This window comes from Halomonas sp. TP35 (genome assembly GCF_052375975.1).
GTDB classification, from domain to species: domain Bacteria; phylum Pseudomonadota; class Gammaproteobacteria; order Pseudomonadales; family Halomonadaceae; genus Vreelandella; species Vreelandella citrativorans.
Map to the genome: position 1 here is coordinate 137,236 of NZ_JBQSUZ010000008.1, position 22,258 is coordinate 159,493.

Consider the following 22,258-nt stretch of genomic DNA (forward strand, 5'->3'; position numbering starts at 1 on the left):
ATTCAAAACCAGATTGTATGAGTCAGGCTGCAGGATGAAGACGCCAAGAGCGTCAGTAGCCAAATAACAGCAATAGAATGCCGTAACGCCGTGGAAGCGCTTTCGCGCCATGGCGTTTTCGAAAGAGGGAATACCTAGGGTGGAGTCATCAACCCAGTGGTAAGTACTACAGATGTTGCCAATGAGCGTTTCATTGCGCAGATGCCTTGCCGAGATATTTTACGAAGTTACCTTGCCACTGAAGGTTAAGCGGCAGAACCGGTGCAGAGTTTACCAGCAACCTACCTCTTCTGCACCCCAGCGCACTTGAGGCCTGGTGGTATACTGAAATAGCCAGCGCAGGATGCGCTTCAGCGCCACCATCGCTTACCATGGGCATCAAGCGCATAAGGCGCCATCATTGAACCTGGTCAACATTTCGGCCAACGCGTTCCCATCTTCCTGAGGAGTAGCACATGAGCCATTCAATTGCGGTGATTAAAGGCGATGGCATTGGGCCTGAAATTATGGATGCCACCCTGCGCGTGCTCGATGCGCTTGAGTGCGGCTTTGAATACGAGTTTGTGGATGCAGGCCTGTCAGCGCTGGAAAATCATGGAACGTTGATCCCGCAGGCATCGCTTGATGCTATAGAGAAACACGGCATTGCCTTAAAAGGCCCGCTGACCACTCCCATTGGCAAGGGCTTCTCCTCCATTAACGTACAGCTACGCCGTCACTTTGATCTTTATGCCAACGTACGCCCGGCGATCAGTTTTCCTGGCACTCGCTCGCGCTTTGAAGACATCGACATGATCACCGTACGCGAAAATACCGAAGGTGCGTATTTGTCTGATGGCCAAGAGATGATCGACGACGGCAACACCGGCATTTCGGTGATCAAGGTAACCCGTAAAGGCTCCGAGCGTATTGTGCGTTATGCATTTGAGCTGGCCAAAAGCAGTGGTCGAAAAAAGGTCACCGCAGTGCATAAAGCCAATATTATCAAGACCAGCTCCGGGCTATTTTTGGATGTGGCGCGTGAGATCGCAAGCGAGTATCCCGACATTGAGTTTCAAGAGATGATTGTCGATAACGCCTGCATGCAGCTGGTGATGAACCCGCATCAGTTTGATGTGGTGGTTACCACGAACCTGTTTGGCGATATTCTCTCAGACCTGTGTGCAGGCTTGGTGGGCGGGCTAGGCTTGGCACCTGGCGCTAATATTGGTGAAAGAGCGGCGATTTTTGAAGCAGTACACGGCTCTGCCCCTGACATTGCGGGTAAAAAGCTCGCCAATCCCTGCGCTCTATTGTTGGCTGCCGCGCAGATGCTTGATCATTTGGGCATGGCAGACAAAGGCGAAACTATCCGTCACGGCATTCGCACGGTGTTAGAAACCCGCCGTGACATGGTCACGCCCGATATAGGCGGCACGGGCAACACCGATACCTTTGCGCAAGCACTGGTTGAGTACATCCACGCCTAAATATTCGGCTTGAATACGTTTCTTTAATCGCTATCTGCGCCCTTTCATCAAGGGCGCTTTTGGTTACGAACCCTGCTGCCCATTGCTAGCAAACCATCGCGGAAGCTCAGCGGCTAATCGAAGCCTTAAACTAACAGACCAAGCGTATCAACGACGGTTAAATAACGTGTGTTAGAAACACCGTAATGGGTTATCAGGCGCCATTAAAAAAGCCCCAAGGCGTTAATAACCCTGGGGCTTTAGTAAGAACGCTATGACTGCGCGCTTATTTTAGCGATGTTTTACGCAGGTAAGGCAGCACCGCGTCAAACTCACCAAATTTTTGCTTGGCATCGTCATCTGAAACGCTTGGCGGAATAATAACATCCTGGCCAACTGTCCAATCAGCGGGCGTCGCCACACCATGCTTAACGGTTGCCTGCAGGGCATCCAGAGCACGTAGAATTTCAGCGAAATTACGTCCTACCGTCATGGGATAAGTCATGGATAGCTTTAGCTGCTTATCCGGCCCAATGATAAACACCGAGCGTACCGTGGCGCTGTCGGCTGGCGTACGGCCATCCGGCAGATAGGCATCTTCGGGCAGCATATCAAACAGTTTGGAAACTTTAAGGCCTTCATCGGCGATGATCGGAAAATCAACGTCGCTGCCGCTATACCGGGTGATATCGTCGGCCCAGCGTTTGTGATCCTCAACGCCATCAACCGACACACCAATCACTTTAGTGTCGCGCTTTTTCCACTCGGCACTTAGCGTGGCTACAGCACCAAACTCCGTGGTGCAAACCGGCGTAAAGTCCTTGGGGTGTGAAAACAAAATAGCCCAGCTATCACCAATCCACTCGTGGAACTGGATAGGCCCTTGGCTAGTTTGTGCTTCAAAATCGGGAACGACCGCATTAATACGTAATGACATTGTGCCTCCTTCGCGGGTGATTACTGCTTTTAATACCTTAAACCACCTTTAAGCAATCCACTATAGAACATTTAGTGCTAAGAAAGCGAATATTCACGCGTGCTATTGGCTGACGTCCAAAGGGCAGCTCCCGTCGCTTTTAAAGCTCCCCTTCGCACGGCTAGCCTAAGCGCTAGAATTGAGGTCTTTATGCTTTACACTACCTCCTCTCTATCGCTGATACTTGTCATCTTCGTTACGCAGTCCTATATTTCAAAAAGCCAACTATAATTAAAAGCGCTTCTGCTCCTTCCTCTTTGGCTGCTTCTTTTTTAGCTGTTTCCTAATATAGAAGGCAAAAAATGCGTATAAGCTTTTTTAATGCCCCTCTCTACCTCGCCTTAAAACGCCATACGTCGTGTATTCGATTTACGCCTCAGGGCGTTATTAAGGATGCCAGCCCGCAATTTCTTGAGGCGATGGGCTATCAACTAGACGATATAAAGGGTAAGCATCACCGCATGTTTTGCGATGATCAGGAAGTCAGCAGTGCTGAGTATCAGCAGTTTTGGCACTCATTAGCTGCTGGAGATAGCCGTCAGGGGCGTTTTTGTCGCGTACGTGCGAACGATGAAGAAGTCTGGTTAGAAGCGACGTATGTGCCTATACGAAATTTTCGCGGCCATGTGACAGAAATCCTGAAAGTAGCGAATGATGTTACCCAGCGCCATCAGGAGTCTCAACGGCAAAAGGCCGTGCTAAGGGCGCTCAATGACTCAATGGCCGTCATTGAGTTTACCCCTCAAGGGAAAGTACTCGAAGCCAATAAAAACTTTGAAGCCGCGATGGGTTATCAACAAAAAGATATTATTGGTCAACACCACCGTATGTTTTGCCCACCTGACTTCTATCGTAAAAACCCTCACTTTTGGGAGCGCTTGGCCCAAGGGGACTTTACCAAAGGCCGCTTTGAGCGCATCACTAAAAATGGCCAAAGCATCTGGCTAGAAGCCACCTACAATCCTGTTAAAGATGAAGATGGCAATGTTACCGAGGTGGTAAAATTCGCAGCAGATATCACCCAACTGGTCGACAAAGCCAATGCGACAACGGGAACGATTGGCTCCGCCCAAACCAGCACGTCACAAATTGAACGTACCGCCAAAGATAGCCTCGACCACCTGGATGAGATGGTAAAAGGCTCAGAGCAAGCCGCTCAAACGCTGGTCCAGGCACAAGAGCTTGTAGAGGCGCTGCATAAACAGTCGCAAAGTATTCATGCAATTACGGCCTCTATTGCCAAGATAGCCAGCCAAACCAACCTGCTTTCTCTTAACGCCGCGGTTGAAGCCGCCCGCGCAGGTGAACAGGGACGCGGCTTTGCCGTGGTTGCTAACGAGGTACGCCAACTGGCTAAAGGATCAAGCGAAGCCGTGGCACAAATTTCCCAGGTGCTAAAAGACAACAGTAACCTTGTCGAACGCACCACCGAAGCCATGCAACAGGTCATTCAACAAAGCAAAGCCGGGCAATCCAGGGTTAGCGAAATTGATGCGATTGTGAACAAGATTCTCCACGACGCTCAGGATGTCGCCCGCTCTATTGAACAACTGGCCGCTGATACGCGGTTATAAGAAATATTCAAAAAAAACGCCTCCGTGAAGAAGGCGTTCTTGTTTTCTCTGCAGCGGCGTCAAACGAACGGTCTTAAAAACGGTTTGAAAAGGCCGTTTTATGCAAATACTTCCGTCCATTCGCCACGCTTGGCAAGCAGGTCACGGGCGAGCTTCTGGGCGCCTTCCAGGCTGTGGCTCGCGGCCCAGCCGCACTGCATTTCGTTACAGGCAGGCACTTCGGTGGCCACCAGAACGTCGTTCAGGGTTTGCTCAATGATGGTTAACACGTCGTCGTAGTTATCGTGATTGATCATCGCGATGTAAAAGCCGGTTTGGCAGCCCATCGGGCTGATATCGACCACTTTATCGGTATGATTACGCGATAGTTCAGCCATCAAGTGCTCAAGAGAATGCAGCGCAGGCATCTCCATGTGCTCTTTGTTCGGCTGGCAGATACGCAGATCATATTTATGAATCTGGTCGCCGTTCTGGCCCTGCTTGATATCAGCAAGACGTACATAAGGCGCTTTGACCTTGGTATGGTCCAGGTTAAAGCTTTCAACGTTCATTTTCTTTTCGGTCATGTTTGCTCCGTGCTTATCGGTGTCGTGGGCCCATTCTACACGCTGGGGTTATACCTTGGGGGCGTCAAAATTCCACGGTTCATCGGTATACACGCATACGTTGGCATCTTCGATATCGCCATCCGGTGATTCAACGTGCTTGGCAAAGAAGTCCTGGATCTCTTTACGCTGACAATGTGCTTCAAACTCTTCACGGCTCGCCCAGATTTCATGGAATACAATCGGATAACTGGTGCCTTGAGCGAAGGGGTTATCGATCTGGCGGGTCACCGTGTAGTGAATGCAGGCGTCTTCCCGGTGTGTGTTTGGCTCCAGCGACTGAAGCGCTTTGAACACCGCTTCCTCTTTGCCTGGTTTGGGTTTGAAGCCAGCAATACAGTAAATTTTCTCTGACATGATCACGTCCTGATATATGAATCGTACGTCATTATGCGGCTTGTTCTTATCGGTTAACAACCTGGCAAATAATACGCTCGGCCAAGGCCTCCAGGTCAGGCACCGTCATATCAGGTTCAATGCCCCAGGGGTCAAAGGGCGCATCGGAATGACGCCGCACCCAGGCACTTCGCAGCCCGGCATGGGTTGCACCAATCACATCAAAGGCGTTGCTTGAAATTAACCAGGTATGCTCAGGGCGCGCTTCCAGCTGTGAGCGAAGATAGCTATATACCGCTGGGTCTGGCTTAAAGCGCTTGATATTGTCCACGCTTATCACCGCATCCATGTGGCTTTCTACGCCGGCACGTATCAGCAGCTGTGTTACCGCCTCCGTCGTGCCATTGGAAAACGCCACGCAACGAATGCCCGCATCACGTAACTGATCAAGCGCATCCACCACATCCGGGAAGGCTGGGAGCTCTGCATATACATCCATAAGGTGGTCGTGGTCATTGCCAGAAAGACCTGCTTGCAGCGCACGACTAGTAAACACCAGGGCTTCTCTCGTGCATTCTGAAAAAGGCACATAAGCGCCCATTAAGGCATGACGAAAGCTGTACTCAAGCTGTTTTTCCCGCCAGCGCTTGGCAAATTCTTCTGCGTTGGCGGCATCGTTAAGTCGCCGTTCGAGTTCCGCCGTAACGCCTTGGGTATCAATCAGCGTGCCATATACATCGAAAGCCAATACCGGTTGCATAGCCACTCCTAACGTATCCGTTCACCGTTACTGTAGTTAGTAGCATAGCTGCCCGACCAAAAAACAAAAACGCCGCTGCATAAATGAGCAGCGGCGTTACAAGATCAGCGTCTTTTCATTAAATCGTGAACGCAGCTTCCTGATGGCCCGCTTTTAAATCGCCTGAGCAGGTAAGTTCATCGGTTACCCGGTCAATGGCGCGCTTGGCACGGCCAATCACGTCATCAACTTCTGCGCGGTTAATGGTCAGCGGAGGCGCAAAACCTAAAATGTCGCCTTGGGGCATGGCGCGAGCAATCAGGTTCTCTTCCATGGCGGCTGCGGCCACTCGCGGGCCCACTTTGAGGGCCGGGTCAAAGTGCAAGCGCTGCTTGGCATCCGGTGAGAACTCCAGCGCAGCCATTAAGCCAACACCGCGTACATCCCCCAAGAGCGGATGACCTTCAAACGTGGCCTTAAGCTGCGCCTGGAAGTAGGCACCGGTTTCAGCCGCGTTGCCCACCAGGTTTTCACGCTCGATGATATCCAGGTTGGCAATACCGGCGGCACAGCCCAGCGCGTGGCCAGAGTAAGTCCAACCGTGGCCGATTGGGCCAAACTCACCCGTACCCTGCTCAAGCACTTGCCATACCTTTTCGCCCACAATCACACCAGAAAGCGGTTGATAGGCGCTGGTCAGGCCTTTGGCAATCGTGACCAGGTCCGGCTTCATGTTGTAGTGGTGGCTACCAAAATCAGATCCGGTACGTCCAAAGCCACATACCACTTCATCGGCAATCAACAGCACATCGTACTTGGCCAACACCGCCTGAATCGCGTCCCAGTAACCTTCGGGCGGCGGTACGATACCGCCTGTGCCCAACACCGGCTCGCCGATAAACGCAGCCACCGTATCCGGGCCTTCTTCGAGAATCATCGCTTCCAGCTTGTCGGCACAGAAGGAGGAAAACTCAAGCTCCGTCATGCCGTGCTGCTCGGCGGCACGCAGGTAGTAGTGCGGCGCTTCAGTATGACGAATGGTATCAATCGGCAGGTCAAAGTGGTCATGAAACGCCTTAAGACCGGTCAAGGAACCAGAAGCAATGCCCGAACCATGGTAGCCGCGCATACGCGAGATGACTTTTTTCTTCTGCGGGCGGCCGAGTACGTTGTTGTAGTAACGCACAATTTTCAGCTGGGTTTCATTAGCGTCACTGCCCGACATGCCGTAGTAGACCTTGGACATGTTCATGCCAGCGATTTTCAGAATACGCTCAGAAAGCGCGATCTGCGGCTCGTTCGAGTGGCCGACATAGGTGTGGTAGTAAGAGAGCTCCATCGCCTGCTTGTAAATGGCTTCGGCAATTTCCGTGCGGCCATAACCGATATTAACGCAGTAAAGCCCGGCAAAGCCGTCGATAAATTCGCGGCCATCCTTATCCACGATATTGATGCCTTTACCGCCGGTAATCACACGGCCCGGCGCATCGCCATGGGCGAAGTCACGCAGGTGGGTAGAGGCGTGAAAAGTGACTTTGCGGTCGCGTTCGATCAGATCCTGATGTTGGCTCATAACGTTCTCTCTGTACGATAAACCTCCCCGATCAGCGGGAAGGAATTTGAAATATTGCGGGCTTCACGGCTGGTTAGTCACACGCGAACACGCTGTAAACCCATCCCTGGGCGCTCGGCTTTTTCATCCCTGAAAAAGACGGTTCGCTTAGTGCCTAACTAGCCTCTACTGCGAAACTATCTACTCTAGCTCCCTGATACAGAACCCAGCGCGCCTAAGCAGTAATACTTGGTTTCGAGATATTCGTCGATACCGGTGGCGCCGCCCTCACGGCCAAGGCCAGACTGCTTCACGCCGCCAAAGGGCACCGGCGGGCCGGTCATCTTGACGGAGTTTACACTGACCATGCCGTACTCCAGCCCACGCATCAGCTTCCATATCCGGCGAATATCATGGGTATATACATAGGCCGCCAAGCCATACTCGGTATCATTGGCAAGCTCAATGACCTCTTCGTCGCTCGAATAAGCGGTAATTCCGGCCACCGGGGCAAAATTCTCTTCCCGCCAAACTTTCATTTGAGGCGTTACGCCTGTTAATAGCACCGGCATAAAGAAGTTTTCGCCTGGCGCTTGGCTCTGATCTCCCATCACCAGTGTGGCGCCCCGAGAAATCGCATCATCAACAATCGCGGCGGCCTTCTCTACGGCCTGGCGGTGAATCAGCGGGCCGAGATCGATCTCTCCCTGCAAACCATTGCCGACGGTTAATGCCGCCATGCGCTCGGTAAACTGCTCAACAAAGGCATCATGAATGGATTCGTGCACCAGAATCCGGTTGGCCGCCAAACAGTCCTGCCCCGCCGTTTGAAACTTGGCGTCCACCGCCGCGTAAGCCGCCTCTTTGGGGTCCATATCCGGCCCGACGATAAACGGCGCATTACCGCCCAGCTCCAGTGAAAGGCGCTTAACAGTTCCAGCACTTTGCTCCATTAACAGGCGGCCAACGCGGGTGGAGCCGGTAAATGACAGCGCCCGGATGCGTGGCTCGCTGCACAGTATCTTAGAAACCTCGGCAGGCTCACCCAAGACCACGTTAAAGATACCGTCCGGTATGCCTGCCCGCTCGGCTAATTCTGCCAGCGCCAGCGCTGAAAAAGGCGTTTCATTGGCGGGTTTCACAATCACCGGGCAGCCAGCAGCCAGCGCGGCCGCCGCTTTACGGGTAATCATTGCCAGCGGAAAATTCCACGGCGTAATCATCGCGGCAATGCCAACAGGCTCTTTAATAGTGCCCAGCGAGGCATTAGGGATATGGCTGGGAATCGTTTCCCCGTAAGTGCGCTTACCCTCTTCCGCAAACCAGCGCACGAAACTTGCTCCGTACTCTACTTCGCCCCGTGCATCGGGCAGCGGTTTGCCCTGCTCCAGCGTCATGATGGTCGCCAGGTCTTCGCGGTTGGCCTGAATCAAATCGTACCAAGCCAGCAGGCGCTCGCAGCGCTCGTCGGCACGCAGTGCGCGCCAGTGAACAAAGGCCGACTCAGCGGCATCCACCGCCGCGGTAATCTGCTCGGCTTCAAGCAGAGGAATATGCCCGATAGCTTCGTTGGTTGCCGGGTCATACACCGCTTCTTCACGGCCACCTTCCCCATGCGTCCACTTGCCATTCACATAAGCGTACTGGCGAAACAGGCGCGGATCTTCTAGCCGTTTCACCAGCGTGGTCGATAGTGTGGTCATGGGCACCTCCCTTGGTTGAAGCCATTAACCGGCGACAAACCGTTGCACGTTGACGATTGAAAAGACCGGCTTTTGGTCGATCCTTTCGATGTGCCTAGCGTAAGGGAGAAGACGCACGAAGTGTTTTTGAAAACCAGGGCTTATCGTGCGACTTTTTTTGTCTATGGACGTTTAGCAGCGTGTTTTTTTGGAGGGAACGCGTGAGGACCAAGAAACGCCGTTAAAGAACGTCGTCAACATCAATGCCCATTGGCTGACGCTTAACCGTTTTGGTCACGATATAGGTGAAGTAACGCTCAATGCCCGCTTCGGATACCAGCCATTTATCCATGAGCCGCTGGTAGCTATCAATCGTGCAGGCTTCAAACTTCACCAGATAATCGACCCCACCGCCGACAGCGACACATTCGGTGACCTCTGGCGTATCCATGACCAAAGCTTCAAAGCGCGCAAAGCTTTCGGCGTTGTGGGCTTTAAGCTCAATTTGCACCCACACAGGGTTGCGCGGCACCAGTACATCGGCATTGATGCGCGCGGTATAGCCCTGAATGACCCCGGCTTTTTCCAGGCGTTTGACTCGCTCCCAGCAGGGGCTGACCGAGAGGTTAATCGCCTCGGCCAGTTTGGACTTGGTGATCCGCCCATCACGGGAGAGGATATCGAGAATTTTAAGATCAAAACGGTCGAGTTTCATCATGCCTTGGGCTATGCCTCCAGGCGGTCGACAACATCGGCAATCACCGCAATGGTGTCCCCCATATTGACCAGGGCCGGGGCGCGCCGGGCCATCAAAATGCCATCGCGTTCGGCGCGGTAAGCAACCGGCTCGCTACCGGTACGGGTCATATCGTACACGTAAGCCAACACCTGCCCTTTGGTCACGGCATCGCCCAGCGCCACGCAAAGCTCAAGTACGCCGGAGTGCTGGCTCTGTACGTAGCAGCTGGCGTCAGGCATGTCGAGATAGACCTGGCCGCCTTGCGGCATATCCACCTCACCCTCTAGCAGGCCGTAATGGATCAGAAAGTTACGTACGCCGCGCTCGGTAATCGCCATACTTTGTGGCGTGGAGGTGCCACCACCGCCAAGCTCTGTGGCCACAAACACCTTGCCTTGGCGCTCGCAGGCAGTATCGAAGAGTTTTTCGGCATCCAGCTCAAACATCACCATGGCGTAAGGCGCGCCAAACGCTTTGGCGCCTTCCAGCGCGGCCTGTTGCTGGGCTTTGTCATCCAGCACATGGGAAGCACCGAACGGCAGAATATCCAGCGTGCGGCCACCGGAGTGTAGGTCCAGCACCACATCGCTCATGGGCACCAAAACGCGGGTAAAGTAGTCGGCAATTTGCAGCGTTACGCTGCCGTTGGGGTCACCGGGGAAGCTGCGGTTAAGATTGCCCTTATCCATCGGCGATGTCCGCTTGCCTGCCATAACGGCGGGCGTATTCATGCACGGCACGATAATTACCCGCCCACTGACGTCCTCTGCGGTGAGCGCATTAGCTAGCTTGAGCAGCGAGGTAATGCCTTCGTATTCGTCGCCATGGTTGCCGCCGGTTAATAGCGCCGTGGGGCCTTCGCCATTTTTCACCACAGTAATCGGGATCATTACCGCCCCCCAAGCCGAGATATCGGTGGAGATGGGCAGCTTTAAAAAACCGTGCTGCACGCCGTCAGCATCAAAGTCGACAGTCGCGGAAATCGGGCTCGGTCGCAGGGTCATAACGACTCCTTAATCAGTTACTTAGCGGCTTATTCTTTAACGACTTATCATCATTTAACAAATAACTGCCGCGGGAAGTTGGCCAGCGTCTCGCAGCCTGTTTCAGTAATCAGGATACTTTCGGTAATTTCCAGCCCCCAATCGTCCACCCAAAGTCCAGGCATAAAATGAAAGGTCATACCAGGTTGCAGGATGGACTCATCCGAGGGACGCAGACTCATGGTGCGTTCGCCCCAGTCCGGCGGGTACGAAATACCGATGGGGTAACCGCAGCGTGCGCCACCGCGGTCAAAACCGTATTTATCCATCGCCGCACCTAGCGCCATGGCAATATCCGCCGTTCTATTTCCCGGCTTAGCAACTTCCAAACCGTTTTCGATACCTTCAAGAAGGGCCGATTCAGCACGAATGAAGTCGGTCGGCGGTCGTCCCAGAAATACGGTACGCGACATGGGCGCGTGATAGCGCTTGAACACCCCGGCAATCTCAAAGAACGTGCCCTCGCCTTCACGAAACGGCGTATCGTCCCAGGTCAAATGCGGGGCAGCGGCATCTTTACCGGTTGGCAGCATGGGGACAATGGCAGGGTAATCGCCACCATACACTTTCCCGTTTTCATCGAAGAAGCCTTCTATCCCCACCCGGTAGATTTCCGAGACCAGCTTGCTCTTGGGAAGCCCCGGCTCGATGACTTCCAGAATGCGCGAGTGCATGCCTTCAACAATCTTGCCGGCAATGCGCATATAGGCGATTTCCTGAGGCGACTTGATTGCCCGGCACCAGTTCACCAGCGCATTGGCGTCGATAAAGCGCGCGTGGGGCAGCTCGCGTAGCAGGCTCTGGTAGGCTTTGGCGGTGAAATAGTAGTTATCCATCTCCATACCCACTACGCCGGTATGCCAGCCGCGATCAGGCAAGATCGACTGCGCCAGATAATCCATCGGGTGCATATCCGGATTTTGAACGTAGTAATCCGGGTAATAAGTAATATTGACTGGGTCAATCCAACAGGTGCGCAGTGCGCCGTTAGCGTCCATACGACGCCCAAACCATACCGGCTCGCCTTCCAGGCCAACCAGTACACATTGGTGTACGTAGAATGACCAGCCGTCGTAGCCGGTCAGCCATGCCATATTCGACGGATCACTGACGATCAATACATCAATGCCGCGGCCGGCCATTTCAGCACGCACCTTCCACAAGCGCTGTGCATACTCTTCACGCGTGAAGGGCAGGGAAACCTGAGTCATCGGGCAACTCACCATCAAAGATCACCAAGAACCGGTGCGCGTTTTTTACGCCAAGCAACGGGGCACAAGGGCGACCAGGCTACCGCCATTGAAGGCTTGCCAATGTCGTCTTAGCCCGATACTAGCACCACCCCGTGGTTGCGGGTCAAAGCCTTTATTTAACTCATGTTGCCGGCTCTCTTAACCGGCTACGTAAAAGCTTCAGTACGGCGCGCTCATTGAGGCCAATCAACTGTTAATTTTCAAGCTTATTCTCAACCAATTGCCGAAAATGCTCCAATGTACGGCCACCCAGGTAGCTCTCAACCACGCGTGGGTCAATGTAGGCCAAACGCCGTGGCATGTTACGGCTTGCAGCGTGCAGACAACCTCCCCATGATAAATAAATAGAGTGAGAGACACCCATTCACCACGCAGGAGCCGAAATGAAAATTGTTGTGCACACCGATGATGCCACTCAATGGCGCGACGCCCTTTCCGAAGCGCTTCCTAACGCAACGGTCGTGACCAGCGACGCTCCCGAAGAGGCACGACAAGATGCTGACTATCTTGCGGTATGGAAAGCCCCCGCGTATCTCTTGAAAGAGCAGACTCGGCTTAAAGGCATCATCAACCTGGGCGCAGGAGTAGATCACTTACTCGGCACACCAGGGCTGCCCGCCAATGTTCCCATCGTGAAGTTGCGCGATGCGGGCATGAGCGAGCCAATGGCCGACTACGTACTTTACGGCGTCTTACATTTTTACCGCAGTATGGACCGTTACGCCGTTCAGCAAGCCAACGCTGAATGGCAGCCGCAACGCTTGGCAGACAAAGCTGATTGGCCAATAGGTGTGCTCGGCCTGGGCGCTATCGGTGCGCATGTTGCCAGCGCCTTGCAGCAAGCGGGATTTCCGGTGCTGGGCTGGAGCCGTTCACCCAAAACCATCACAGGTGTACAGTGCCTACATGGTGATGAAGGACTGGACAAGCTTCTTGGCCAAGTGCAAAGCGTGGTTACTATCCTGCCCGACACCCCCGCCACACAGAGTATTCTGAACGCCGAACGGCTCGCCAAACTGCCCAAGGGCGCCAGCGTGATCAACCCAGGCCGAGGCAGCTTGATTGATGAACAGGCGCTTCTTGAAGCGCTGGGTGATAGCGCTACGTCAGGCCACTTGCGCGGCGCGTTGTTAGATGTTTTTTGTGAAGAGCCGCTGCCCGCTAAAAGCTCCTTATGGCAGCACCCCCGCGTCGTCGTCACGCCCCACATGGCAGCGCCCACTCCGGTGAATGATGCGATTGACCAGGTCATTGCCTACCTGCATGCCTTTGAAGCGGGTGAAGACCTGCCTACGGTTAACCCCACACAAGGATACTAAGTCCGTTAAAACCAGCATGGGCGCCTCTGTCTACATGAAGCGGGTGGCGCTTCTTTCATCGCGATACACCACCAGCATCACGTGCGCATCAAATGTTAAGATGCACACTCAAAGCGCTTAAACTGTTTGCCAAGCCATGGAAGCACTTGGCTGATATGGTTTGAGGTACTTATCTTGTAAAAGCTGGCCTTGTAAAAACGGGCCTCGTAAAAAAGAGAGCCGCTGGAACGAACCCTTTGTTTACTCGTCAATCCAACAGCCTTTTAAACCCAAGACAGCCCCGCTTATCGGGCTTATGTGAAAACAGCGCTTGCTAACAAGGATCGCTTGCTCATAAGGAGTATCAGGATGCGACCCGCCCGTTTAAATGCTGTATCGGCTTGTATACTGTTGGGCACCGCCTGTCTGTCGCTCAGCTCTCTACCGGCCAATGCGAGTGAAGAAACCGCCAGCAAGTTTGCTGACATAGCGCCGGACATAGCACCGAAAATAGCGCCGTTTGAAGCGCAATACCGGCTGGAAACCCGCAACTGGCCAAGTGCAACGATTACCCATACGCTCAGCCAGGAAGGCCAGCATTGGCTAAGCGATATGCGCTTTTCATTGGCTATTGTCAGCGGCCAGGAGTACAGCCGCTTTTCAGCGGATGATGACGCCGTCCGTTCACTGCTTTTTAGCAGCAGCTACTCGCTTCTTGGCGTAGGCGACAGCTATCGATTAACCGATAACGATATTGCGACGCTTGATCGTCAAGCCGCGCTGGTTGATCTCTCTCGACGGGCAGGCCATGAAACGTGTACGCGCAGCGCACCGTGTGATCTCGATTTTGTTGACCACCGCGGCCGCGATGAGCACTTCCAGTACTACGCTACGCCAGGCACGCACACGGTCAACGTGCCCGCTGGTGAGTTTGAGGTACAGCAGGTCATTTTGACGGATATCGAAAAGCCTGACCGCCATCTGGAAATCAACTTTCACCCAGACTGGCCCGGCCTGATTGTCTCGGCGGAGTATCAAAAAGAGGGTCGCCGTCAAACCCGCATCAGGCTTACTCAATTCAACCCTTAAGGCGCCACACCCTACATGCTGTCTGGATTATTGATTGTTCTTCTGCCTCTGATAGTGGGCTATTTATTACGCATTCGCTCTCCTTACCTCCAGCAACTGATCAACCGTGCCGTTAGCGGCTCGGTTTATCTTATTTTGCTCTTCATGGGGGTAGGCTTGGCAGGACTTGAAAATCTAACAAGCCAGCTTTCACGGCTAGGGGGTAATGCATTGCTGCTGTTTAGCATTACCACGGCGTTTAACCTGGCCGCTTTATGGTGGCTGTCTCGCCGGGTAGCACTACAAACGGGGGATTCACCTGTGGTTAAAAACGCACCGACCAGTAAGCTGGCCGCCATGCAAGGCTCGTTACTCTTGCTGGCCGTAGTGGCGGTCGGCGTTATAACAGGCCTGCTGCTGGGCCCAAGGCTAGGCGAGACGCTTTTTACGGCCGCAGAGCTGTTAGCTGAATGGGTGCTTTACGCGTTGTTAGTACTGATTGGCTGTCAGCTACGCAACTCTGGCATGCCGCTTAAGCAAATTCTGCTCAACCGGCTGGGGCTTGCTATTGCGGTAACGCTGGCCGTTAGCTCGCTACTGGCGGGATTGGCTGCCGCCCCCTTGCTCTCGCTTAGCTGGAATGAAGGACTCGCCATGGCGTCTGGCTTCGGTTGGTATTCACTGTCGGCCATTTTAATTGGCGACCAGCTAGGGCCGCTAATGGGCGGCGTGGCGTTTTTTAACGACCTTTCCCGGGAACTCCTGGCGTTTATTTTGATTCCGTTAGTGATTCACCGCCACACCGCCCTTGCCATTGGCTATGGCGGCGCCACATCAATGGACTTTACCCTGCCTGTGATTCAACAGCACGGCGGCGTCGCCTGCGTGCCCATCGCGGTGGTTAGCGGATTTATTCTTTCGCTGCTCTCGCCCCCTTTGATTCTGTTTTTTCTCTCGCTTTGACGCTTCATTGCACGCTACAAAAACGCTGTGAGCTACCCCCACAGCGTTTTAAAACCACTCCCGTTTAATACGTGCTGTAGCTCTCCCGCTTGCTGTTTAGGTGCATACGAACGTTAGCGCTGCGGCCATCAAGGGAGTGCTGAATGCCATCGGTGTCATGGCATTTCCATTGAATAAGTGAAACGGGAGGCGATTAAGCGCCTGCTTTTGCCGCCCGCGCGGCGTGAAGCTTCTTGTAACTTTCAATCAAACGTTGATGACGCTCCAAACCATCAAGCTGCATGTTGGTGGGCGTCAGACCGTAAAAGCGCACGCTGCCTTCCACCGAGCCGACAACCGCCGCCATGGTCTCTTCGCCAAACATGCGCTGGAAGTTAGGAAGGTAGTCGTCGATTTCAAGCTCGTCGTCCAGGGCAATTTCCAGCGTCGCGTTCATCGCCTGGTAGAAGAGACCACGTTCAACGGTGTTGTCGTTGTACTGCAGCAGCATCTGCACACAATCAAGTGCTTCTTCATGACGGCCAAGCGCCAAGTAGATCAGAAGCTTAAGCTCCAGAATGGTGAGTTGGCCCCATACCGTGTTTTCATCAAACTCAATGCCGATCAGGGTGGTGATATCGGCGTGATCATCCATCTGGCTCTCTTCGAGGCGCTCGACCAAATCGGTGAGCTGGTCATCCTCTAGCTGGTGCAGGTTGAGGATATCCTCACGGTAATCGAGTGCCTTGTTGGTGTTATCCCAGATCAAGTCTTCAATCGGATACACCTCAGAGTAGCCCGGCACCAGAATACGACACACCGGCGCACCGAGATCCTCATGGACCGCCATGTACACCTCCGCCCCCAACTCCTCGAAGATGCCAAATAGCGTTTCGGCCTCTTCTTCGTTGGTGCCGGAGAAATCCCACTCGCTGAACTCGAAATCCGCCTTGGCACTGAAGAAGCGCCAGGAAACCACACCAAAGGAGTCGATAAAGTGTTCAACAAAGTTGTTGGGCTCGGAAACGGTCTGCGAGTTGAACGTTGGCAGCGGCAGATCGTTCAGGCCTTCAAAGCTGCGACCCTGTAAAAGCTCGGTCAGGCTGCGCTCCACCGCCACTTCAAAGCTTGGGTGGGCGCCGAAGGAGGCAAATACACCGCCGGTGCGCGGGTTCATCAAGGTCACACACATCACCGGGAACTGACCGCCCATGGAGGCGTCCTTTACCAGCACTGGGAAGCCCTGGGCCTCAAGCGCCTTAATGCCTTCGACAATATTTGGGTACTTCGCCAGCACATCTTGCGGTACATCTGGCAGGGTCATTTCCTGCTCCAGAATTTCCCGTTTGACCGCCCGCTCGAAAATTTCCGACAGGCACTGCACCTGAGCTTCCACCAGCGTGTTGCCTGCGCTCATGCCGTTGCTCAAGAACAGGTTTTCAATCAGGTTGGAAGGGAAGTAGATCGTTTCGCCATCCGACTGACGAACAAAGGGCAGCGAGACAATGCCGCGCGCCTCATTGCCGGAGTTGGTATCAATCAGATTCGAGCCGCAAAGCTCGCCTTCCGGGTTGTAGATCGCCAAGCAGTGCTCATCGAGAATTTCAGCGGGCAGTTCATCGTTAGGCCCTGGCTTGAACCACTTCTCATTGGGGTAGTGTACGAATTCGCTATTGGCGATCTCTTCACCAAAGAACTGATCGTTGTAGAAGAAGTTGCAGGATAAGCGCTCAATAAACTCGCCCAGCGCCGAGCACAGTGCGCTCTCTTTGGTGGCACCTTTGCCGTTGGTAAAGCACATGGGCGAGGCCGCGTCGCGAATATGCAGCGACCAGACATGAGGCACGATATTACGCCAAGAGGCGATCTCGATCTTCATGCCAAGATCAGCCAGCAGCGCGCTTATATTGGCGATGGTATCTTCAAGGGGTAAATCCTTTCCCTCGATATAGGTGCGCTCGCTGCCTTGCGGGGCGCCCATCAACAGCGCCTGGGAATCCTCATCGATATTCTCGACGGTTTCGATCTGAAACTCAGGGCCGGTTTGAACAACCTTCTTGACCGTGCAGCGATCAATCGAGCGCAGAATACCCTGGCGATCCTTCTCGGAAATATCTTCGGGAAGCTCGACCTGTATCTTGAATATCTGCTTATAGCGGTCTTCCGGATCAACGATATTGTTCTGCGAGAGGCGGATGTTTTCGGTGGGAATATCCCGCGCGTTGCAGTACACCTTCACAAAGTAGGCGGCGCACATGGCAGATGACGCCAGGAAGTAGTCAAACGGGCCAGGCGCCGAGCCGTCGCCCTTGTAGCGAATCGGCTGGTCTGAAATAACGGTGAAGTCGTCGAATTTGGCCTCCAGGCGGAGGTTATCGAGATAGTTGACTTTGATTTCCATGAGCGGGCATCCAGAGCAATGAGTGTGCCTGGGCGGTTGAAAACAGAGCCCTCGGCGAATTGCCGCCCATTATCCAGTTTTTGACCCGCTTCGTCTCGTGTAGAAACCCAATCAACGATTTCATCTGCTAGAAATGTTATAAATAGGTATCGAATTTTATTAACTATATAAACCGGATAAAAACGAATAACTATAAATCGTTCAAAGTAAAAACTCACAACTTAAACAATTAACATTCGCAACGTTAAAAGAACAGCTTTCACAAAGCTAATTGTACAGAGCTGAATACAAAGCTCTCTCAGGGTATAACATTGAGATAAACTGCGGGGGCTGAAACCCCTTCTCATACTCCCTTAGCTTTTGCAAACAAATACCTCTATCCAATATATTAATTTTATTTAGCCCTATTGCAGAGACAATGCATTTTCCTCGTGTATAATCATCAAACTCTTTTTTTGTGATACATATTTGATCTTTGTATTCATCCCACATTTCTTTTGGTGAAAGACTAACTACAAATGAAATTTCTACATGCAAATTAATCTTACCAACAGGAAGAGTAGTATAAACCCACAACCTAGACCCAACAGGTAAATTTATCTTTCTAGTACGAAGCTCCACTTTCTTCTCACCAGATAAAATATTTTCAACGTGCTTGGGCTTAATAGAAATTATTGCATCATTCATTAAAAGCCTCTTTAACTAAAACACTTAGCCCTTTAGGACCAAGTCTTTCTGGAGAAACTAAATTAGACTTACTAATCAAACCAATGCTTTTAGCACGTTTAAATGGTACACGGCGATCAAACTCTAAAAAATTATCAAAGGTAAAAACATGAAGCCTACCATTTCTATCAGCAATACTGATCAATTCTTCACGGGATAAAACACCTTGCCTATCGACTTTTAACAAAGCTTCATTAACAGTCACTAAAGCTGAGTATGTGATACGTGCAAAACCAATTATTTCTTGTGCACTTTTTTGACCTGATACATAAAAAGCTACAATACCACCTCTAGGAAAAAAAGTAGATTTATTACTTGATCTAAAATAAGCCTTCTCTAACAAAAGCAATTTCTCATAACTAGGCAAAAGCGACAACTGATCAGTTAACCCTGCAATTAAGCCATTAGCATAATTTTCACGAATAGCTACAAGAGTGCACTCACGTGTAGAATTCAGTATAAACCTTGGCGATATTATAGTTTCAAAATCGAACCAAGACAATGTATTAATATTCCCTTCACTATCAGAAAAACAAACTCCTGTATTTAACAACTCTTTCTTAGCAGGCATTCTTTTAGGAAATGAAAGACCACAAAGAGATTTGAATTCTTTAGCAAAGAAAGGCCAATTTTCACTTTTTACAAAAAAATCAAAAATTACTTTAACAAACCTTTCACCTGACTTAAAAAAGCCTTTTTTGAGTAATGTCTGCTCTGTTACATCTTGACCTTTGCCAATATAAAAATCTAATCGGTAAGCAAATCCAGCTTTATACCTTAGAGCCTTCTCAATAAAGTGATCAATAGCAGCTAGAGCATGCGGAGCCCCCTCATCGATATACAAGCAAGCATTCGCAATACCTAAGTTTTTTACTGGCTTTTGAAAAACGCACACTCCAAATAAGCAACCATCTTGTTTAGCTTCATAAACAATTTCATTTTCCCCAAACTTTATATCCTTAAAAAATATATTAAGCACACCTTCTGGAATAGAAAAACTATTTACAAAATTTCTAACGCAAGAATTACAACTAGACACTTCAAACCTAAAATCCGAATTTAAAGGGCTATTAAAAACTTCTTCGTCAATCGTCAGCTCATAGGGAGACACAATTGCAACACCGTATTCATCTTTAATTTTATCATAAGCTTTCAAAAGTGCCTTTTCTCGAGTAACAAATCCTTCAACCTTTAAAAAAATACAGTAGGCTAAATGCCTTAAATCTGACTCGTCATTATGAAAACCTTTTCGTTTTAAAGATCGGAACGGAAATATCATATCTCTTAACGAATCGATTAAAGCAGACACATCTTCCTCTACTCTTAGCTCAGGAAATACTTCTGCCAACCTAAGAATAGCATCATCTTTAAAATTAAACGATTGACGCCTTAATTCATTTTTAAACTCTGGCGTAACACATAGAGTAACTGCCCCCTGAAAGCCAATCTTCATCAGTTTAACTACATCTTCAAACCCTTTTCTTGCCTGAACAATATCGAACAACAAATTCAGATCCAAAGCATATATAGACCTAGCCAACACAGGACTGCTTACAACTGGTGTTAAAACCTCTTTAGCCTCATCGCCAAACAAATCGTTTTCTTTTAGAGAAAACCCTCTAATATTAATAATTCTTTTTTTTGCCTTACTTCCGTTAATTTGTCTGTGAATAACAAACCCAACACTATCCCAAAAACAATTAGCCGATAAATCTGATGCAACTTTAGCTGAAATAGTATGATAATTCTCTTTACTACCATATTCCTTTAAAGAGTCTATCAACTTCTTTCCGACCCCATGACCCTTTACGGTATTACATGCGTAAATTTGAAAAACTTTAAGGGTAGGCATTGTGCCGCCAAACATAAGATATCCTTTAAGCTCACCCTCCTCGTTTACTGCTACCCATAGTTGGTTTTTTGCTGCCATTTGGTCGTAAGTAGCTTTTGGTAAAAAACCAAACGATTCTTTATTTTCATCTGCAATCAATGAAACCTGACTTATATAATCAGAAATATCGTTATAGCTCTTCAATATAGAGTAACTCACTGAGACCTCATTTATTATTAGTGACGACAAATAAAATCACACAGGGTGAAAAGCTGTTAATACCAATCACCTCTAGCAAAATTATTATTAATTATTTTTTAGAATAATTAAAGATGTTTTTTAAAATAAGGAAGCCTTTCAAACACCATATACTTAATACCACCTAATATAACATTGGTAACTTATTTGAGTAAAAATATCATAACCTCTCTTAAAACAATTTCTGGAATTTCTTCAGCAATATAGTGGCCGCAGGGCAGCGCTTTGCCTTCCACCTGAGTCGCCACCTTGCACCATGCGCTTAGTGCATCAAAGCAGGCTTCAATCGCGCCTTCAGCGCCCCACATCACTTTTAGCGGGCAGGTAAGTTTTACACCAGCGTCGATATCGGCCTGATCGTGGACTAAGTCGATCGTGGCGCTGGCGCGGTAGTCGCCACAAATGCCGGTCGCGGTGCCGGGCAGTGCCAGGCAGCGTTCGTATTCCTTCAGCGCTTCCGGAGTAAACGGCGCCATCCCGGCACTGCGCGCACCCATCACACTTTTCAGGTACTGGGCCGGGGCGCTATTGATCAGCATTTCAGGCAGCGGCTGGGGGCGAATCAGAAAGAACCAGTGCCAATAGCTGCGCGCAAAGGCCTCGTTGGTGCCGCGGTACATGGCAAGGGTCGGCGCAATATCGAGAAGCACCATACGCTCAACGCGTGAGGCGTAGTCAACACCCAAGCGGTGGGCGACCCGCGCACCGCGATCATGCGCCAGCACTTTGAAGCGCTCGAACCCCAGATCACTCATCAGCTCGGCCATATCAGCTGCCATGGTGCGCTTTGAATAATTGAGATGCTCGGCGTCATCGTCGGGTTTGCCGCTATCGCCGTAGCCGCGCAGGTCGGCGGCTATTACGGTGAAGTGCTGGGCAAGCGTTTCAGCCACCTTATGCCAGATCACATGGGTTTGCGGGTGGCCATGGAGCAGCAGTAACGCGGGACCGTGGCCTCCTATACGAAAAGCAATACCAACACCCTTTATGTAACGCAAATGCTTTTCAAACCCTTGGAACATGGCAGGCTCCTGGCTCAGTAATCGATATGAATAAACCGGTGGCTTAAAGGGTTGCTCATTCAACTGGCGACGTCAGCACCTGCTCGAACAGCAGCTTTTCAAACACTTCCATGGGAGCATCCGACTTCAGGGTCTTGGCACGCAAAATTGCCCCTTCCCAGCCGGAAAGAATAAAGCTTGCCAACTGATGAGGGTCCAGTGCTTGAGTGAGAGCCCCTTGGGCCTGGGCTGCCTGCAGGCAGTGAGCAAAACGTGCTTCCCAACGCAGGAACGCGTGATTAAGCGCCTCGCGAAAGCGAACACTCTGCCCCGCCATCTCCTGTCCTAAATTGCCGATCAAGCAGCCGGCCGCATGGTCGCGCTCGCTCATATAAGCGCGGCTGGCGGCAAAGTAGCGCTTCAGGCGGTAAAGAGGGGGTGTCATCGGATCTTCAAGCAGAGCGACCAGACTAGCATCATAGTCGTTGGCAAACCGCTCAATCACCGCCAGGCCAAAATCTTCCTTACTGGAAAAGTAATGGTAAAACGACCCCTTGGGCACGCCGCAGGCGTTAAGTACGGCATTGATGCCCGTTGCGTTATACCCTTGTTGGGTAATCAGCTCAGCACCAGTATCAATTAACTTATCGCGGGTGGCGGTGTTTTTCATACGCTTGCACAAGACTCATTGGCCGGACGGTATTTATGAGAAATAGGTGTCGTGAGAAGTCGCAGGTATTTAGGGCGTGTCCTCATTTCATTTTCAACCAAATGAAGGTGCACGCT

General features: G+C 51.3%; 19 protein-coding genes. 5 read left to right on the forward strand and 14 right to left on the reverse strand.

The features are described 5' to 3' along the window. Positions 1 to 455: 455 nt before the first annotated feature. Entirely contained in the window at positions 456 to 1,469 is a 1,014-nt protein-coding gene (locus ACT3RU_RS11495; protein ID WP_192527394.1) for an isocitrate dehydrogenase, read from the forward strand. Between the two features lie 265 nt (positions 1,470 to 1,734). Here the strand turns inward: ACT3RU_RS11495 and ACT3RU_RS11500 are convergent, their stop codons facing one another. Beyond that, positions 1,735 to 2,385, reverse strand: a complete 651-nt coding sequence (locus ACT3RU_RS11500) for a peroxiredoxin (RefSeq protein WP_483392693.1) — start codon at positions 2,383 to 2,385, stop codon at positions 1,735 to 1,737. Between the two features lie 341 nt (positions 2,386 to 2,726). Here ACT3RU_RS11500 and ACT3RU_RS11505 point away from each other — a divergent pair, with 341 nt between their 5' ends. Continuing rightward, positions 2,727 to 3,998 carry a methyl-accepting chemotaxis protein gene (locus ACT3RU_RS11505; RefSeq protein ID WP_192527392.1) on the forward strand — a complete coding sequence of 424 codons (1,272 nt, stop codon included), beginning with the start codon at positions 2,727 to 2,729 and terminating at the stop codon, positions 3,996 to 3,998. Between the two features lie 98 nt (positions 3,999 to 4,096). Here ACT3RU_RS11505 and ACT3RU_RS11510 read toward each other — a convergent pair whose 3' ends face one another. From ACT3RU_RS11510 to doeA, 8 genes are all read right to left on the reverse strand, one after another. Next, positions 4,097 to 4,564 (reverse strand): S-ribosylhomocysteine lyase, encoded by a 468-nt coding sequence (locus ACT3RU_RS11510; protein ID WP_087111986.1) that lies wholly within the window; start codon positions 4,562 to 4,564, stop codon positions 4,097 to 4,099. Between the two features lie 48 nt (positions 4,565 to 4,612). Beyond that, the gene (locus ACT3RU_RS11515; protein ID WP_087111984.1) at positions 4,613 to 4,960 is read right to left on the reverse strand and encodes a putative quinol monooxygenase; all 348 of its coding nucleotides are present in this window, start codon (positions 4,958 to 4,960) and stop codon (positions 4,613 to 4,615) included. A 46-nt stretch (positions 4,961 to 5,006) separates the two neighbouring features. Beyond that, the gene (locus tag ACT3RU_RS11520) at positions 5,007 to 5,699 is read right to left on the reverse strand and encodes a haloacid dehalogenase type II (protein ID WP_192527391.1); all 693 of its coding nucleotides are present in this window, start codon (positions 5,697 to 5,699) and stop codon (positions 5,007 to 5,009) included. 118 nt (positions 5,700 to 5,817) lie between these two features. Then, entirely contained in the window at positions 5,818 to 7,251 is a 1,434-nt protein-coding gene (locus ACT3RU_RS11525; RefSeq protein ID WP_192527390.1) for an aspartate aminotransferase family protein, read from the reverse strand. 185 nt (positions 7,252 to 7,436) lie between these two features. Next, positions 7,437 to 8,933, reverse strand: a complete 1,497-nt coding sequence (locus ACT3RU_RS11530) for an NAD-dependent succinate-semialdehyde dehydrogenase (RefSeq protein WP_192527389.1) — start codon at positions 8,931 to 8,933, stop codon at positions 7,437 to 7,439. A 220-nt stretch (positions 8,934 to 9,153) separates the two neighbouring features. After that, on the reverse strand, positions 9,154 to 9,630 hold the full coding sequence (locus ACT3RU_RS11535; RefSeq protein ID WP_192527388.1) for an Lrp/AsnC family transcriptional regulator: 477 nt from the start codon (positions 9,628 to 9,630) through the stop codon (positions 9,154 to 9,156). A gap of 8 nt (positions 9,631 to 9,638) precedes the next feature. Next, positions 9,639 to 10,655 carry a N(2)-acetyl-L-2,4-diaminobutanoate deacetylase DoeB gene (doeB, locus tag ACT3RU_RS11540; RefSeq protein ID WP_087111972.1) on the reverse strand — a complete coding sequence of 339 codons (1,017 nt, stop codon included), beginning with the start codon at positions 10,653 to 10,655 and terminating at the stop codon, positions 9,639 to 9,641. 50 nt (positions 10,656 to 10,705) lie between these two features. Then, positions 10,706 to 11,905: an ectoine hydrolase DoeA gene (doeA, locus tag ACT3RU_RS11545; RefSeq protein WP_087111969.1), complete on the reverse strand. Its 1,200-nt coding sequence runs from the start codon at positions 11,903 to 11,905 to the stop codon at positions 10,706 to 10,708. Positions 11,906 to 12,330: 425 nt separating this feature from the next. Between doeA and ACT3RU_RS11550 the strand changes: the two genes are divergently transcribed. The 3 genes from ACT3RU_RS11550 to ACT3RU_RS11560 all read left to right on the forward strand — a co-directional run bounded on the left by ACT3RU_RS11550 (position 12,331) and on the right by ACT3RU_RS11560 (position 15,276). Continuing rightward, positions 12,331 to 13,266, forward strand: coding sequence for a 2-hydroxyacid dehydrogenase (locus ACT3RU_RS11550; protein WP_192527387.1), 936 nt, complete (start codon positions 12,331 to 12,333; stop codon positions 13,264 to 13,266). Between the two features lie 348 nt (positions 13,267 to 13,614). Further along, complete coding sequence (locus tag ACT3RU_RS11555; protein WP_087111965.1) at positions 13,615 to 14,334, forward strand: hypothetical protein; 720 nt, start codon at positions 13,615 to 13,617, stop codon at positions 14,332 to 14,334. Between the two features lie 15 nt (positions 14,335 to 14,349). Then, a complete protein-coding gene (locus tag ACT3RU_RS11560) occupies positions 14,350 to 15,276 on the forward strand; it encodes a LysO family transporter (protein ID WP_192527386.1) in 927 nt (308 codons plus the stop codon). 193 nt (positions 15,277 to 15,469) lie between these two features. On the opposite strand, the gene ACT3RU_RS11565 is transcribed toward ACT3RU_RS11560, so the two are convergent. The 5 genes from ACT3RU_RS11565 to ACT3RU_RS11585 form a co-directional block, all read right to left on the reverse strand. After that, a complete protein-coding gene (locus ACT3RU_RS11565; RefSeq protein WP_192527385.1) occupies positions 15,470 to 17,656 on the reverse strand; it encodes an OsmC domain/YcaO domain-containing protein in 2,187 nt (728 codons plus the stop codon). 267 nt (positions 17,657 to 17,923) lie between these two features. Next, positions 17,924 to 18,343, reverse strand: a complete 420-nt coding sequence (locus tag ACT3RU_RS11570) for an ASCH domain-containing protein (protein WP_192527384.1) — start codon at positions 18,341 to 18,343, stop codon at positions 17,924 to 17,926. Next, positions 18,336 to 20,432 (reverse strand): GNAT family N-acetyltransferase, encoded by a 2,097-nt coding sequence (locus tag ACT3RU_RS11575; protein ID WP_441677146.1) that lies wholly within the window; start codon positions 20,430 to 20,432, stop codon positions 18,336 to 18,338. The genes ACT3RU_RS11570 and ACT3RU_RS11575 overlap by 8 nt, the downstream gene beginning before the upstream one ends. A 182-nt stretch (positions 20,433 to 20,614) precedes the next feature. Then, on the reverse strand, positions 20,615 to 21,493 hold the full coding sequence (locus tag ACT3RU_RS11580; protein WP_192528700.1) for an alpha/beta fold hydrolase: 879 nt from the start codon (positions 21,491 to 21,493) through the stop codon (positions 20,615 to 20,617). Between the two features lie 55 nt (positions 21,494 to 21,548). Further along, positions 21,549 to 22,142, reverse strand: coding sequence for a TetR/AcrR family transcriptional regulator (locus ACT3RU_RS11585; RefSeq protein ID WP_192528699.1), 594 nt, complete (start codon positions 22,140 to 22,142; stop codon positions 21,549 to 21,551). Positions 22,143 to 22,258 lie beyond the last annotated feature (116 nt).

Excerpts from the sequence above, each read along its gene's own strand:
- ACT3RU_RS11495 (WP_192527394.1), top strand. The coding sequence starts at position 456 with ATGAGCCATTCAATTGCGGTGATTAAAGGCGATGGCATTGGGCCTGAA.
- ACT3RU_RS11500 (WP_483392693.1), bottom strand. The coding sequence starts at position 2,385 with ATGTCATTACGTATTAATGCGGTCGTTCCCGATTTTGAAGCACAAACT.
- ACT3RU_RS11505 (WP_192527392.1), top strand. The coding sequence starts at position 2,727 with ATGCGTATAAGCTTTTTTAATGCCCCTCTCTACCTCGCCTTAAAACGC.
- ACT3RU_RS11510 (WP_087111986.1), bottom strand. The coding sequence starts at position 4,564 with ATGACCGAAAAGAAAATGAACGTTGAAAGCTTTAACCTGGACCATACC.
- ACT3RU_RS11515 (WP_087111984.1), bottom strand. The coding sequence starts at position 4,960 with ATGTCAGAGAAAATTTACTGTATTGCTGGCTTCAAACCCAAACCAGGC.
- ACT3RU_RS11520 (WP_192527391.1), bottom strand. The coding sequence starts at position 5,699 with ATGCAACCGGTATTGGCTTTCGATGTATATGGCACGCTGATTGATACC.
- ACT3RU_RS11525 (WP_192527390.1), bottom strand. The coding sequence starts at position 7,251 with ATGAGCCAACATCAGGATCTGATCGAACGCGACCGCAAAGTCACTTTT.
- ACT3RU_RS11530 (WP_192527389.1), bottom strand. The coding sequence starts at position 8,933 with ATGACCACACTATCGACCACGCTGGTGAAACGGCTAGAAGATCCGCGC.
- ACT3RU_RS11535 (WP_192527388.1), bottom strand. The coding sequence starts at position 9,630 with ATGATGAAACTCGACCGTTTTGATCTTAAAATTCTCGATATCCTCTCC.
- doeB (WP_087111972.1), bottom strand. The coding sequence starts at position 10,655 with ATGACCCTGCGACCGAGCCCGATTTCCGCGACTGTCGACTTTGATGCT.
- doeA (WP_087111969.1), bottom strand. The coding sequence starts at position 11,905 with ATGACTCAGGTTTCCCTGCCCTTCACGCGTGAAGAGTATGCACAGCGC.
- ACT3RU_RS11550 (WP_192527387.1), top strand. The coding sequence starts at position 12,331 with ATGAAAATTGTTGTGCACACCGATGATGCCACTCAATGGCGCGACGCC.
- ACT3RU_RS11555 (WP_087111965.1), top strand. The coding sequence starts at position 13,615 with ATGCGACCCGCCCGTTTAAATGCTGTATCGGCTTGTATACTGTTGGGC.
- ACT3RU_RS11560 (WP_192527386.1), top strand. The coding sequence starts at position 14,350 with ATGCTGTCTGGATTATTGATTGTTCTTCTGCCTCTGATAGTGGGCTAT.
- ACT3RU_RS11565 (WP_192527385.1), bottom strand. The coding sequence starts at position 17,656 with ATGGAAATCAAAGTCAACTATCTCGATAACCTCCGCCTGGAGGCCAAA.
- ACT3RU_RS11570 (WP_192527384.1), bottom strand. The coding sequence starts at position 18,343 with ATGAATGATGCAATAATTTCTATTAAGCCCAAGCACGTTGAAAATATT.
- ACT3RU_RS11580 (WP_192528700.1), bottom strand. The coding sequence starts at position 21,493 with ATGTTCCAAGGGTTTGAAAAGCATTTGCGTTACATAAAGGGTGTTGGT.
- ACT3RU_RS11585 (WP_192528699.1), bottom strand. The coding sequence starts at position 22,142 with ATGAAAAACACCGCCACCCGCGATAAGTTAATTGATACTGGTGCTGAG.